This is a genomic window from Pedobacter ghigonis, from assembly GCF_903166585.1.
In the GTDB taxonomy this organism is placed as follows: Bacteria; Bacteroidota; Bacteroidia; order Sphingobacteriales; family Sphingobacteriaceae; genus Pedobacter; species Pedobacter ghigonis.
Genome location: NZ_CAESCM010000001.1, coordinates 292,646 through 307,529, shown reverse-complemented (window position 1 = coordinate 307,529; position 14,884 = coordinate 292,646). Strand labels below are relative to the sequence as shown.

Annotated in this window: 8 protein-coding genes; 6 read left to right on the top strand and 2 right to left on the bottom strand. The window is 42.2% G+C overall.

Translation table 11 applies throughout. The features are described 5' to 3' along the window. The first annotated feature begins 15 nt into the window (after nt 1–15). The 4 genes from HWV58_RS01370 (at nt 16) to HWV58_RS01355 (ending at nt 9,279) form a co-directional block, all read left to right on the top strand. Complete coding sequence (locus tag HWV58_RS01370) at nt 16–987, top strand: DUF5627 domain-containing protein (RefSeq protein WP_175632337.1); 972 nt, start codon at nt 16–18, stop codon at nt 985–987. A 26-nt stretch (nt 988–1,013) separates the two neighbouring features. Next, entirely contained in the window at nt 1,014–2,699 is a 1,686-nt protein-coding gene (locus tag HWV58_RS01365; RefSeq protein ID WP_175632336.1) for an endo-1,4-beta-xylanase, read from the top strand. Between the two features lie 380 nt (nt 2,700–3,079). Then, the gene (locus tag HWV58_RS01360) at nt 3,080–5,002 is read left to right on the top strand and encodes a sialate O-acetylesterase (RefSeq protein ID WP_175632335.1); all 1,923 of its coding nucleotides are present in this window, start codon (nt 3,080–3,082) and stop codon (nt 5,000–5,002) included. Nucleotides 5,003–5,127: 125 nt separating this feature from the next. Continuing rightward, nucleotides 5,128–9,279 carry a hybrid sensor histidine kinase/response regulator transcription factor gene (locus HWV58_RS01355; RefSeq protein WP_175632334.1) on the top strand — a complete coding sequence of 1,384 codons (4,152 nt, stop codon included), beginning with the start codon at nt 5,128–5,130 and terminating at the stop codon, nt 9,277–9,279. Nucleotides 9,280–9,606: 327 nt separating this feature from the next. On the opposite strand, the gene HWV58_RS01350 is transcribed toward HWV58_RS01355, so the two are convergent. Further along, entirely contained in the window at nt 9,607–10,974 is a 1,368-nt protein-coding gene (locus HWV58_RS01350) for a glycoside hydrolase family 43 protein (RefSeq protein ID WP_175632333.1), read from the bottom strand. A 243-nt stretch (nt 10,975–11,217) separates the two neighbouring features. Here HWV58_RS01350 and HWV58_RS01345 point away from each other — a divergent pair, with 243 nt between their 5' ends. Further along, nucleotides 11,218–12,768 carry a glycoside hydrolase family 43 protein gene (locus HWV58_RS01345; RefSeq protein ID WP_175632332.1) on the top strand — a complete coding sequence of 517 codons (1,551 nt, stop codon included), beginning with the start codon at nt 11,218–11,220 and terminating at the stop codon, nt 12,766–12,768. An 80-nt stretch (nt 12,769–12,848) separates the two neighbouring features. Next, nucleotides 12,849–13,682: an alpha/beta hydrolase gene (locus HWV58_RS01340; protein WP_175632331.1), complete on the top strand. Its 834-nt coding sequence runs from the start codon at nt 12,849–12,851 to the stop codon at nt 13,680–13,682. A gap of 94 nt (nt 13,683–13,776) precedes the next feature. Here the strand turns inward: HWV58_RS01340 and HWV58_RS01335 are convergent, their stop codons facing one another. After that, on the bottom strand, nt 13,777–14,877 hold the full coding sequence (locus tag HWV58_RS01335) for a glycoside hydrolase family 43 protein (protein WP_235972613.1): 1,101 nt from the start codon (nt 14,875–14,877) through the stop codon (nt 13,777–13,779). Nucleotides 14,878–14,884: the final 7 nt, after the last annotated feature.

Here is a 14,884-nt window from a genome sequence, read left to right as displayed (position 1 = left end):
ATAAAAAATAACATAATGAAAAATAAAGTATATCTTTTACTTGCGCTCGTTTTAACACTTAGCGCCTGCAAAAACGAAGAGTGGGCATTTCCTGATAATGAGGTTCAAACCGTTTATTTTGCCTATCAGGGGCCCATTCGGACCATCACTATGGGCGATGATATTTTTGATACTTCACTGGATAACCAACACAGGCTGCGGATTATGGGTACGGTTGGCGGAGTTTACGCCAATAAGGAAGATATTACCATTGGCATCAGTGTAGACAATTCACTAACCCAGGGATTATCTTATCCATCGCCTTACAGTGGCGTTATAAGGCCTATGCCGGCGAACTACTATACGCTTGCAGCCAACAAAATTGTCATCCCAAAAGGAAGCCTTACCGGTGGGGTGGATGTGCAGCTAACTGAGGCTTTTTTTGCTGACCCACTGTCCGTCAATACCACTTATGTGATCCCTTTAACGATGATGAGCGCTGATCAAAACAAAAAAATACTGCCCGAGAAAAAATACACCCTGTATGCGGTAAGGTATATCAATACCTGGCAGGGCTTCTACCTTCGCAGAGGTAAGGATGTGATTACTGGCAAAAACGGTAATACCTTACTCAATCAAACCATAACCCGCCACATGAAGTATGTGGAGAATGATGAAGTCAACAAAGTCAATACGCGTTCGCTAACCCAAGCAGAGTTTCCTGTCACCTTTAAAGTAGCAGGGGGAACCAGCATCAACCGTACCCTTTTGCTAACTTTTGATAATAGCGGAAGCTGTACCGTTACAGCAGCCGACGCTAGTTTTACCGCGAGCGGTACGGGTAAATTTGTTAAAGCAGGCGAGAAAAATAGTTGGGGTAGCCAGGATCGGGATGCACTTTACCTGAATTATCAGATAGATTTAAGTGATAGAACAGTGAGTAGCCAGGATACGCTAGTCATGCGCGACCGTGGGGTGAAGGCAGAATCCTTTACTCCGATCAGGTAATTAATAATTAATCAAACAATCGCGAAATGAAAAGATTATACAAAATAGCATTTGGCCTGGCTGGGGGAATTTTACTTGCCTCGTGCCACAAATATGAAGCCCTTGAATTTCAGGTGGCTAAGCCCACAAGTTTTGCCGCCCAGGAGCAGATCGATGCCTATAAGCCATTAAAAACATATATTGATAGAACGGCAAACCCTAACTTTAAATTCGGTGCAGGAGCGGGTTTGCAAGCCTATCTCTCCAAAGGCGTAATTTATCGGCTGATCAACAGTAATTTTGATGAAATCACGCTTGGTTACGAAATGAAACATAGTGCGGTAGTACAGGCTGATGGAAGCTTGGCTTTAACCAATGTTAAAAGCCTATTGGAAACCGCATCCAAAGCTGGTATCACCGTATTTGGCCATACCCTCTCCTGGCATGCCAACCAAAATGCAACCTATTTAAAAGGATTGATCGCCCCTGTGGTGATTCCTTCAAGCGGTGGGCCTAGCTGGGATCTGGTAATCGGTGCTGATTTTGAAACAGATAATACCTCAGTTTATCAATCCAACACAAACGCTGTATCTTCTTTTACTGCTGCCGGCGAAGGTTTTAATGGTACAGGGCGAGCTTTGAAAATTAGCAATTCCGCTGTTAGAACCAACGATTATGATGCACAGCTATTCCTTAAGTTTCCAGCAGTAGCGGTGGGAGAGCGGTATGAGCTCAAAATGAATGTGCGTTCAGACCTCGCGGCATCTTACCCTACACAGGCCCACATTACGCCCGGGGCATATAAATTTTACGATTTTTTTGGCACCATTTCATCCACACCAACCTGGACAACCTATACCAAGGAAATAACTGTTACCGCAGACATGGCAACGAGCGGTGCGCTTGCTTTTAATCTTGGGAAAACAGCCACGAGTTTCTATTTCGATAACATTACCCTGAAAAAATACAATCCGCTTGGTGGAAGCACGATTGTGGAAAAGACTGCCGAGCAAAAAAAGGTCATTTTAACCACTGCGTTAGAGACCTGGATTAAAGGCATGGTTTCTGCTTCAAAGGACTATGTTAAGGCCTGGGATGTAGTAAACGAGCCGATGGATGATACGAAACCAGCTCAGCTAAAAACTGCTGCCGGCCGTACTTCCATTGCAGCTGACGAGTTTTTTTGGCAAGACTACCTGGGCAAAGATTATGCCCTGCAAGCATTTCAATTTGCCAGGCAGTATGGTAATGCTGACGACATTCATTTTATCAACGATTATAACTTGGAATCCAATATCGATAAATGCAAAGGATTAATCGATTATGTAAAGTACCTGGAGGGTAAAGGTGCCAAAATAGATGGCATTGGCACCCAGATGCATATCATTGCAACTGCTGATAAAGCTAAGATCGAAGAAATGTTTAAATTACTGGCCGCAACCGGCAAACTGATCAAAATATCGGAGCTGGATATGGGCTTTGCAGGTAATGTCAAAACTGCGCAGGCAACGGCCGAGCAATACGCAGCTCAGTCTGAGATGTACAAATATGTAATCAAGAAATATTTTGAACTCATCCCGGCAGCCCAAAGATATGGCATTACCATATGGGCACCTCAGGATAGTCCGGCAAGTTCAAGTTGGCGCGCTGGAGAGCCAATCGGTTTGTGGACAGAAGGTTTTGTGAGAAAACCGGCCTATGTTGGCGCAGCCGACGGACTGAGAAACAAATAAAAAACAATATGCTTTAAAGCCAGGGATATCGATTAAGGTTGTTCCTGGCTTTTTTAGTTAGTCACCTGGTGAATTGAAAATGAGAGGCCTGGTTACATTGTAGCCGTTGTTTCTGTAGTTCAGAGGCTTATTCTGACAGTTGCTTTCTGCTAGCCCCTTAAAAAGATTAATATAGTTATGCAATCGATTGTTTTTATCGAAAGTAAGTAATATATTCGGTTAAGAATTACTCAGGCTATAGTTGCATGAGTATCGGCTCAAAACAACCAAATATTAAGGCTATAAATGATGTGTTTTTGTGAAAAAACCGGGGATAGGGCCGAGAGGCTTCCTAATTCTGTTAAAATTTTATATTGCTACATTTTCCAGACTTTGTAAGCATGAACATAAAACCCTACTTTGCGCTTTGTGCGTTGCTTCTGATTACCCTGCTTACTATCCAACACTCCTGTGCTGAGGTAAAACTCCCCCATCTGATCGGTAACCGAATGGTGTTGCAACGAAATACGAATTTAAAAATCTGGGGCTGGGCCAGTTCAAGTGAAAGGATTAAACTTTCCTTTAATAACAGCGTGTTTGAGACAGTTACCGGCACTGATGGCAAATGGTTGATCGCACTTCCCAAGATGAAAGCCGGGGGGCCCTATACCATGACCATCCAAGGGAAGAATTTGATTACGTTATCTGATATTCTAATTGGGGACGTATATTTCTGCGCAGGCCAGTCCAACATGGTATTGGCTATGGAAAGACTCAAAGAAAATTATCCTGATGAGGTCGAGCATGATAATTTTCCTCAAATCCGGAATTTTTTTGTACCAACAAAAGCCGAAGTGTCCAAAGCGGCTCTTGATCTGCCCAGCGGTGAGTGGAAGTTGGCATCCGGCAAAGCATTGCTTGAGTTTGGAGGCGTTACTTATTTTTTTGCCAAGAAACTTTATCAAAAGTACAAAATCCCAATTGGGATTATAAACTCCAGCGTGGGCGGAACGCCGATTGAAGCCTGGATGAGTATGGATGCATTTAAGGATTTTCCAAAGATAGCAGCGCAAATCGAAAAAATTAGGGATACTACCTATACCAGCAGCCTGAAATCATCCCTTGAGCCTAAACCTGGTAAAATAGCACAGGCATCCTATGTGCCAAAAACATGGCGTAAGTTCTGGATGCCAGGTTACTGGGCAGACCAGGGCGTGAGAAACTTGAATGGTATCCTATATTTTAAAAAAGAAATTAACGTTCCTGCAGAGATGGCCAGCAAGCCTGCAAAACTTTTTTTGGGGCGCATAATTGATGCAGATTCTGCTTTCGTGAATGGCGTGTTTGTGGGAAATATCACTTATCAGTATCCTCCCAGGAGATACAGTGTTCCAGCAAACCTGTTGAAACCAGGTAAGAATATCATTTTGGTAAAAGTTACCAATACAACAGGCAAAGGGGGATTTGTCCCCGATAAGAATTATTCGCTCCAGGTCGACGGGCAAATTTTTGATTTAAGGGGGGAATGGGATTATCAGGTGCATCAGGTATTTCCTAGACCGCCCTATACATCCCTCAATCAGCAAATTACCCAGCCAGTTGCAGCACAAAATTCCCCTACAGGACTTTACAATACCATGGTTGCACCCGCACTCAACTATAGCATTTGCGGCTTTTTATGGTACCAGGGAGAAACAAACTCAGGTAAAGCTAAAGAATACGCTAAGCTGCTGCCGGCATTAATAAACGATTGGAGAAGTAAATGGGGATTAGGCAATATTCCTTTTTTGTATGCCCAACTCCCCAATTATATGGAGGTAGACTATCTTCCGGGGGAGAGCGATTGGGCACAGCTTCGTCAGAGCCAATTCCAAACTTTAAAAGTAGTGAATACCGGGATGTCTGTAGGGCTTGGAGCCGGCGAATGGAATGATATTCATCCCCTTAATAAAAAACAAATTGGCGAGCGGTTGGCTTTGTGGGCCGAAAAACTAATTTATGGTGAAAATAACATAATTTACTCCGGACCGCTATATCGATCAGCAACCATCCAGGGCAAGCGCGTGATTTTAAATTTTGATCATGTTGGAAGTGGGCTAATTGCAAAAGGAGAACCCGAACTGTATCACTTTGCCATTGCTGGCGCCGATAAAAAATACCTTTGGGCCAGCGCTAAAATTGAAGGTAATACAGTAATTGTCTGGAATGATAGTATTTCCAGTCCGGCTGCTGTTCGGTACGCTTGGGCAGATAATCCCGAAGGGGCAAATTTGTATAACCGGGAGGGATTGCCGGCTGCACCCTTTGAAGCGGAAATAAAGTAACCTGGCCCAGGCCTGTTACCTGTATTTACACGAAATCAATATAAACCATTGGTGTACCAAGCTGAGTTATGCGGTTGCTACACCAATACAATTGCAACAAAGCTACTAATGCGCGAATGTATGTTATGATGTTAAAAAGATTATCAAGTAAAGTGGCAATTTCCTTTGTGGCAATATGGTCACTCACCTGCAATATCGTAAGCGGGCAAAATAAACCTAACTTCATTACCCTCAACACTAAAAATGGTCTTTCTTCAAATACCGTGAATACAATCCTGCAAGACCATAACGGATTGGTCTGGTTTGGTACTAATGATGGCCTGAATAAATTTGACGGCACCAATTTTACCGTATATACCAATAAGAGTGGTGATAGCACGAGTATTCCTTCTAATAGTATCTCTGCACTTTTAGAAGATCGCAAGGGTAGGCTTTGGATTGGCACAAGTGGTGGAGGGCTCGCTTTATATGATGCTAAACAAAATAAATTTAAATCTTTTGTAGGAGAGGGTATCCCGAATCGTAACACCCCATTTAATGTGTTAACCCTCTATGAAGATAAAACCGGAAATATTTGGGTAGGTACTTTTGGGGGGTACAGGGTTATCAATACCAAAACGTTTAAGGTAAGGAATGTTGGGATCAATGCATTAATGGGCAGTGGTTCCAGTGTGCTTTCATTTCATCAAGGGAGCGGCAATAAGTTATGGATTGGTACCAACCTCGGGCTTTTGTCACTTGATTTAAGCAGCGGTACAACCGAAAAGTTTATTCACAATCCGGCTGACCAGTCAAGTCTCAGCAATAATTTTATCAAAACCATTGTGCAGGACGAGAAAGGACGGATATTTTTTGGAACCTATAATGGCTTGAACATGTTGTTGGCTGACGGGAAACATTTCAAATCATTTTTGCAGCCCAATGATAAACTGTTTTCTGATGATATCATTTATTCAGCTAGATTACAAAAAGGAGGTAAATTATGGTTGGGGACAGAAGACGGGGTTTCAATTTTTGATACCGGAACTGAGACCTTCTCCATGATTCGCCCTAACAGGCGGGAATCCTTTGGCCTTAGCCATAAGTCTGTAAGAAGTATTTGTATGGCTAATAATGGGATTGTCTGGCTTGGCACCTACCAGGGTGGGGTAAATAAGTTTGATCCCAATTTGGCGCTCTTTAACCTCAAGCGCAGCAGCCCTTTCGATCCCAAGGGACTTTCCTCACCCATTGTCACCTCCTTTGCAGAATACTCAAAAAGAAAAATTTTCGTGGGAACAGATGGGGGAGGCTTACACCTTTTCGATCACGACGATGGGATATTTGAGCATATTGACATCAAGAGTAAAATTGATTTTTCCCGAAATCCATTGGCCATACTTACACTAACCCTTGATTCTCGGGGTACACTATGGGTGGGAACCTACCAACATGGATTGTTTGCGTACAATCCAGGCACCAAAACTTACAAGCAGTTCCTGGCCGGCCCGATGGCTACTGATCTTAGCCAAAATGAAATTTTTGCCATCAAGGAAGACAGTAAAGGTTTGATATGGATTGGAACAAACGGAACCGGTGTTGATGTATTTGATTATAAAACCAATTCATTTACCAGCTATGGCACCCATTCACTGCCGCCCATGATCCTCCCAAGCAATGGTTTCATTCGCGCTATCGTCGAAGACCCTGATGGGAATATGTGGATGGCATCCAGTGGAACTGGAATAGCCGTATTTGAGCGTGGTAAGAAAAAATTTGCAACATACAGGAAATCAAATAGTGGGCTTTCTAATGATGTGGTATTGAGTTTATTATGTGATAGTAAAGGGAATATTTGGGCTGGAACCGACGGTGCTGGCATCGATTGTTTCAACCGTCGAACCGGAAAATTTACCAATTTTAACGAAGCGAATGGATTGTCTAATGCCATTGTTTATAAAATACTGGAAGGCAGGGATGGACTGATTTGGTTTAGTACCGATAACGGCATCAGTTGCCTTAATCCTGAAACAAAAAAAATAAAAAACTTTGGGCGTCCCAACGGGATGCAAGACAGTCCTTTTATTCTCGGTTCTGGGATTAGCACTTCAACTGGAGAACTTTATTTCGGCGGGCAAGACGGATTCAACTATTTTAATCCGCTTGAATTACCCACCAATAATGTGGTCCCAAGGGTATTGCTGACCGAATTAAAAGTTGCCAATACTCTTGTACTTCCTAGTGAAAAATCACCTATTCAGGAGCAAATCAGTTTAGCAAAAGAAATTAAACTCAGTTATGGGCAAAATTTTTCAATTGGTTATGTGGCGTTGAATTATACCGCACCGCAACAAAACCACTATTCCTACCGCCTTGTTGGTTTGGATCATAATTGGAATGAAGTAGGGAAAGAAAAAACAGCATATTATACCAATCTAGACCCCGGAGATTATGTTTTTCAGGTTAGGGCAAGTAACAACGATGGGGTGTGGAGTGATAAAATTACATCGATTGCAATACACGTACAACCTCCCTTATGGAGAACAACTTACGCCTATGTTTTTTATGTGGTCTTAATCGGCGCAATTCTATTTGCCATCAGGCAACGGGGAATTCAACGTATTAAACAGCAGCTTGCTATAGAACAAGCTCAAATTAACGCTGAAGAGAAGGTGCTTCAGCAGCGCAGAGACGCTGAACGGGCACATGCACTGGATATACAAAAGATCAAGTTCCTTACTAACCTAAGCCATGAATTTAGAACACCGATTTCCTTGATTTTAGCGCCCGTTGACAAGCTGCTTGCCGTTAAACAAGAACCTGCTGTTGCCGGTCAGGTAAAGATGATCCGTAGAAATGCCCGAAGGCTGCTGAATTTGGTAAATCAACTGCTCGATTTTAGGAAAATGGAAGAACAGGAATTGAAATTGAATCTGAGCGAAGCTAACCTCATTACTTTTATCACTGAAGCCGCGGAGGCATTTCAGGATCTTTCAGAACGCAAGAAAATTTCACTTCGCATTAACAGTGAAATTAAAAGTCTGAAAACGCATTTTGATCAGGACAAAATGGAAAGGATTATATTTAATCTGCTTTCTAATGCATTTAAATTTACAGAAGAAGGCGGAGAAGTATGTCTGAATATGTTCATCGGAAATGCTGCCGATCAGATTAAACCTCTATTTTGTATTGAGGTTTCAGATACGGGTATAGGCATAGCAAATCAAAGTAAAGATAAAGTGTTCGACCGATTTTTTATGGATAACAATGTAAGTTCCATTTTAAATCAAGGTAGTGGAATCGGACTATCGATTGTTAGGGAATTTGTAGAACTACATGGCGGACAAATTAGTGTGGAGAGTGAACTAGGACGGGGAACCGCGTTTTTGGTTTCGCTGCCATTTGAGGTAGCCACTGCTGAGGATATCCAGGAGTCGGACGATTCCGTTACTGGTGTGACAAACGAACAATCCGATGAGTCGGCTCTCGAGCCGATACCTGCTGAGGTCAGGATACCTACAATCCTGCTGGTTGAAGATAATGAGGAATTCAGGTTTTACCTAAAAGATAGCTTACAGCCTTTCTATCAGATTATAGAAGCGGCTAATGGTAAAGAAGGATGGCAAAAAATGCTTTCCGGACACCCGCAACTAGTTGTTACCGACGTTAGCATGCCGGAAATGAATGGCATTGAGCTCAGCCAGAAAATAAAGGCAGACAAAAGAACAAGTCATATCCCGGTAATTCTTTTGACTGCAATTAGTGGTGAAGATGAGCAGATTAAGGGCTTGAAGTCGGGCGCCAACGATTACCTCACCAAACCTTTTAATTTCGGGATTCTCCATGCAAAAATTGAGAATTTATTACTGTTTAACCGCTCGGTAAAAAACGCCTATTCTAAACAAGTGAAGGTACAGGCTAAAGAAATCGAAATTGAGTCGAGTGAGGTTAAATTGTTGAACAAAATCGTACAATATATCGATGAAAAACTAAATAATCCAGAGCTCTCGGTAGAAGAGCTTAGCAGGCATGTCGGTATGAGCCGAGGTTCTCTCTACCATAAATTACTTGAAATTACCGGTCTGACGCCAATCGAATACATTAGATCGGTAAAGCTGGAAAGGGCGGTGGAGTTCCTGGAGAAAAGCGATTATAATGTTGCACAGATTGCTTACATGACGGGTTTTGGGACCCCAAGCTATTTTTCGAAACTTTTTAAAGCTCAGTTTAATATGCTCCCCTCTGAATATATTAATGCAAAACGAAAAGATAAACGCGAGGTTTTAAAAGCTGTCTGATTATTTTTTATTTACAAACAAACATTTCCCGCATGCTTGTGAACCGAGGCAAATATAAATTATACTAGCACTTTGCTGGTTTAATCAGCTGAATCACTTATCGAAAAACAGCTAATTTTATCTGGACTATCGGCAATGAATTCTGCCAGCTTGAGGAGTTCATACGAAATAACCCCGTAGATCGTGCATCTGCGAGGCTATTTGTCAAGCTAGTTTAATTTATGCCAATTTCCAACAATCAAGATCAATAGAACATCCTTCTATTATAAAGATGAATTAGAAGTCGCATAGAGTAGTGTTGTCAGGTTAAATATTTCTGATATAAATTTATTTAGCTGTAAATGACCAAAAATCGATATTTACTTCAGGTTTATTTGCCCCTTTAATCGTTAGGAAAAGATCATGTTTTCCTGTCGCGCCATCAACCTTGCAGCTTACTTCTTTCCAGGCCTGCCCTTGCCCGGTGTTGGGCACAGCCAGTGTTCCAATTAGTTTTCCGGTAGGGCTACCCAACCGGAGTTCAATTTTATTGTCTTTTCCCATACACGCCACAGCAGCAGAAAATTTTTTTGCGCCTTTGCCAAAATCTACCCCTCTAACCTTAATCCAGTCTCCATCTTTGATATTTGTTACATTTAACCCCCCTTTGCTGCAGGTTTCAGTTTTAACCCCTATTTGATCATTCATGGTTTCGGCTTCTACCCGGGTATAGGGATTTAATCCATCCACCTGTGGCACGCCGTCCGGGGTGTAGGTTACCTGTTCGATGCTGCCATCTGACTTATAGTTAAGTACTTCAACAGCCAGATTTCGTTTAAATTCAGTAGGGATACCTAATTTGTATGCAACAGCCCGGTTGTGGTACGCATGGTACCACTGGCCTTTAAACTCAAAGATGCCCTGATGGTTATTGTTGTTATTCTTGGGAGGCTGGGCGGAAACAATTCCCCCGTAAGTAAAGCCAGTGGTCGGACTTTTACTCATCAAATAGTCGATGCGCATTTGAGCTTTCGGATTGGTTGAGTATGAAAAATAATAGATACCATTGCGTTTATGCATCCAGGAGGCCTCAAAAAATGCGGGCGCGGTAATTGAGGTCGCAGAACCATCTACACTAATCATGTCCCGGTTTAGTTTAATTACCCGGACATTGCTATCGCCGTTGCCGCCAAAGTACATATACGCCTGGCCATCATCGTCAATAAAAGTCATCGGGTCGAATAGCCACATATTCGGGGCGGGAAGTACACCCGGCGTTTGGGTTTCAACCAGTTTTTTTCCTATTGGATCTTTAAACGGGCCGATCGGACTGCCAGAGGTAGCTACGCCTATGCCATTGCCACCATTTCCAAAGTACAGAAAAATTTTGCCATCGCGGGCGATTACTGACGGGGCCCAGGTTCTTCCTGCCCAGGCTGCATCCCTTGGCGCTTCAAATACAACCCCGTGATCCGTCCAATTTTTCATATCGCTGCTTGAAACACAAACGATCGATTTCATTTTGTAGCCACTGTCTTTGTCATAGCTGTTTTCATCATCATTTGAAGCGTAGAGATAGATCCTGCCATTATAAACAAGGGTGCCTGGGTCAGCCAAATGGCGGTAGCCAACAATAATCTCATCGGCAAAACTGCTTTGCGCAGTGATAAAAACTAAAAAAAAAGTGCAGAAACTGAAAATGGATTTGATGCTCATAAAAAGTAAATTAGGTTAGTTTTAATATACTGCTAAAGTACCAAGATCATTTTCGCACAACTAGTTAATTTCGTCAATTTTACTAGCACATTTGGTTATTTTAGTTATTTTTTGGAGCAGAATGGGTTGAAATAAAAACATTTGTCACATATATTTAAACAAAACTGGGCATAGATCTATATAATTTCTGGATAGTTTTGGATAACTCATCATACAATTCAAATTGAATACTGCCTACGCGCTATGAAGAATTTTAGACTATTTAAACTCTCGCTGCTTTTTTTGCTACCTACCGTGTATGTTCACGCGCAACAGGCTGAAAATCCAATCATTTTCGCCGATGTACCTGATCCTTCGATGATCAGAGTAGGCAAGGCGTATTATATGAGCAGCACAACCATGCACATGAATCCGGGTGTACCAATTATGAAATCCACTGATTTGACAAATTGGAAAATTGTAAGTTATGCTTATGATACTCTCGGAAATGCAGACGAACTAACTTTATCCAACGGAAAGTGGGATTACGGACGCGGGTCGTGGGCCAGCAGCCTTCGTTTCCATAAGGGGGTATACTACCTGAGTACCTTTTCCGGCACTACAGGAAAAACCTATATCTACCGAACAAAGGATATCGAAAAGGGACCGTGGAAGCTTACAGCCTTTGCGCCTTCTTTACATGACCACTCCCTGTTTTTTGATGAAGGAAAAGCGTACATGGTTTACGGTGCTGGGAAAATCATGTTAGCTGAGTTAAAAGAAGATTTATCTGGAATAAAACCCGATGTGAAACCTGTAGTCATTATCGAAAACGCAAGCCTTGCGGCAGGCCCGGGTATTGGTTTGCCCGCCGAGGGATCTCAATTATTTAAAATTAAAGGCAAATATTATCTTTTTAATATTACCTGGCCACGAAATGGGATGCGTACGGTTGTGGTGCATCGTTCAGATCGACTCAGTGGGCCCTATGAAGGGCGAGTGGCACTTAAAGATAAAGGTGTTGCACAAGGTGGTTTAATCAGTACACCTAAAGGAAAATGGTTTGCTTATCTTTTCAGGGATTTTGGTTCCGTTGGCCGTATTCCTTATCTGGTACCGGTTAGCTGGGAAAATGAATGGCCGGTGTTTGGGATTCACAGTAAAGTTCCCGAAATACTCGAGCTTCCGGTTAGCAGGGGCTTAATCCCTGGTATTGTAGCGTCTGATGAATTTGATCGCAAGAAAGCTAGCCCTGTACTGCCGTTGGTGTGGCAATGGAACCACAATCCGGACAATACATACTGGTCGTTAACCAACCGAACTGGTTTTTTGCGCATAACTACTTCCAGATTAGATACCAATATTCTTTTGGCACGCAATACCTTAACCCAACGCACCATCGGCCCTAAATCGACAGCTATCACCTCCGTTGATATCTCCAATATGAAAACCGGAGATCGTGCTGGGTTGATGTTGCTTCAACGTCAATTTGGCTGGGTTGGTGTTAAACACATGGGAGAAAAAAAAACAGTTGTAATGGTTAGTGCCCAAAATGGCACTGTGAACGGTGAAGATGTTCCCGCAGGACAGCGCACCATATATCTCAAAGCAAGTTGCGATTTTGAGCAGCGAACAGATAGAGGCAACTTTTTTTATAGCCTCGACGGTAAAACGTGGAAGCCGATAGGAGAATCATTGCAAATGACCTACACGCTCCCCCATTTTATGGGTTACCGTTTCGCACTATTTAATTACGCAACCCAAGACAGCGGAGGATATGTTGATTTTGACTATTTCAGGATTCACTTAAAGTAAAATAATTTCTGCCTGTATCATTTTCAAACAGTGGCCGGAAATCTTCTAGGGTAATTACAACACTAAAAATTAAATATATTATGAAGAAAATGTTATTATCTTTTTTTAACCTGTGCTTGGTTTTGGGAATGGCAAATGCACAAAGCGGGCAGGCTCCTGCAGGATTTGATGAGGCAAATCCCGCCATTGCCCATGGTAAATTAGATACTGTCACCTACAGTTCTAAAACTGTTGGTGTAAAAAGACGCGCAGTTGTTTACCTGCCGCCAAACTATTCAAAGCTTAAAAAATATCCGGTGCTCTATCTCTTACATGGTATTGGTGGCGATGAGTTTGAGTGGCTAAATCAAGGCGGGCCAGAGCGCATACTCGATAATCTTTATGCACAAAAAAAAGTAAAAGAAATGATTGTAGTGTTGCCAAATGGAAGGGCGATGGCAGATGATCGTGCTTTTGGTAATATCATGGCAGCGGATAAAGTGGCTGCTTTTGCAACATTTGAACGCGATTTGATAGACGATTTGATTCCATTCATTGAAAAAAAATACCCTGCAGAAACGACCAGAGAATATAGGGCTATTGCAGGACTATCTATGGGGGGTGGGCAATCGTTGAATTTTGGACTGGGGAATTTAGATAAGTTTGCCTGGATAGGTGGATTTTCATCGGCGCCAAACACTAAAATTCCAGCTCAGTTATTACCTAACCCGGATGCCGCGAGAGATAAGATCAAATTGCTTTGGATTTCTTGCGGTGACCAAGACGGCCTTATAAAGATTAGCGAACGTACGCGCGATTATATGGTTGAAAACAAAATACCTCACATCTTCTACAAGGAACCGGGAAAACATGATTTTAAGGTTTGGAAAAATGACCTTTATCAATTTTCCCAGTTGGTATTTGCGCATAAATAACGGATACTTATCGATGGAAGTTTAACAACATTTAAATTTCCATCGATACTTTGGTATAAGTTAGAAAAAACGCCTTTGAGGTAGGTAAGCAATTTTATTTAACAAAGGGTTCAATCATTTCGATCGTTCCATCAGCGTTGTGTTTCAAGCCGGTTACTTTCACATTTCTGAGGTGTGTCTTGCCCGAAAGCTGGGTGTCATGAAAAAAAATATACCATTTTCCATTAATTTCTACAATAGAATGGTGGGTAGTCCAGCCTTGTACAGGGTTCATAAAAGTACCCTGATAAACAAATGGGCCATAAGGTTGCTCGCCAATAGCATAAGCCAGGTAATGGGTATCGCCGGTTGAATAAGTGAAATAATATTTGCCATTAAATTTGTGCATCCAGGCACCTTCAAAAAAACGGCTGTTGTGATCTTTAGTAAGCAATGGTTTACCTTGCTTATCTATAAGTTGAACATCCTTAATTTCGCCATCAAAAGATAGCATATTTGAGCTCATTTTCGCGACCTTAGCGCTCAACGCGGGCTCATTTTCTTTTTGTGAGTCGGTTTTAGATCCATTGGCATCATATTTTCCGTTGGACCAGCGCTGCAACTGCCCACCCCAAATCCCACCAAAGTACATGTAACTGGCTCCATCGGTATCCGTAAAGACTGCCGGATCGATACTAAAGCTTCCTTTAATGGGCCCTGGTTCAGCCTTGAAAGGTCCGGCTGGATTTTTTGAGGTAGCAACACCTATTCTAAATACATCAGATTTATCTTTGACTGGAAAATAGAGATAATAGTTTCCGTTTTTAAAGGCCGCATCGGGTGCCCAGAGTTGCCTGCCTGCCCATGGAATGTCTTTAATGCTTAATGCCACACCGTGATCGGTTACCTTGCCATTAATACTATCCATACTCAAAATGCGGTAATCTCTCATGTCAAAATGATCACCGCTATCGTTTTCGCGGGTGCCAGTTTCGATATCATGTGAAGGATAAATGTAAATTTTTCCGTTAAAAACATGTGCAGATGGGTCGGCAGTGTAAATGTTGGAGATAATTGGCTTGGAAAGATATCCAGGCTTTTTACTTGTACCGGCCTGTTCCTTTTCTGTTTTTTGGTTTGTTTGCTGACAATATGCGGTCACAGCCATTCCGATGATAGCAGTTAAAAGGGTTAATTTTTTTAAATCGTTAATCATGTGGTTT

Excerpts from the sequence above, each read along its gene's own strand:
- HWV58_RS01355 (WP_175632334.1), top strand. The coding sequence starts at position 5,128 with ATGATGTTAAAAAGATTATCAAGTAAAGTGGCAATTTCCTTTGTGGCA.
- HWV58_RS01335 (WP_235972613.1), bottom strand. The coding sequence starts at position 14,877 with ATGATTAACGATTTAAAAAAATTAACCCTTTTAACTGCTATCATCGGA.
- HWV58_RS01370 (WP_175632337.1), top strand. The coding sequence starts at position 16 with ATGAAAAATAAAGTATATCTTTTACTTGCGCTCGTTTTAACACTTAGC.
- HWV58_RS01340 (WP_175632331.1), top strand. The coding sequence starts at position 12,849 with ATGAAGAAAATGTTATTATCTTTTTTTAACCTGTGCTTGGTTTTGGGA.
- HWV58_RS01350 (WP_175632333.1), bottom strand. The coding sequence starts at position 10,974 with ATGAGCATCAAATCCATTTTCAGTTTCTGCACTTTTTTTTTAGTTTTT.
- HWV58_RS01345 (WP_175632332.1), top strand. The coding sequence starts at position 11,218 with ATGAAGAATTTTAGACTATTTAAACTCTCGCTGCTTTTTTTGCTACCT.
- HWV58_RS01360 (WP_175632335.1), top strand. The coding sequence starts at position 3,080 with ATGAACATAAAACCCTACTTTGCGCTTTGTGCGTTGCTTCTGATTACC.
- HWV58_RS01365 (WP_175632336.1), top strand. The coding sequence starts at position 1,014 with ATGAAAAGATTATACAAAATAGCATTTGGCCTGGCTGGGGGAATTTTA.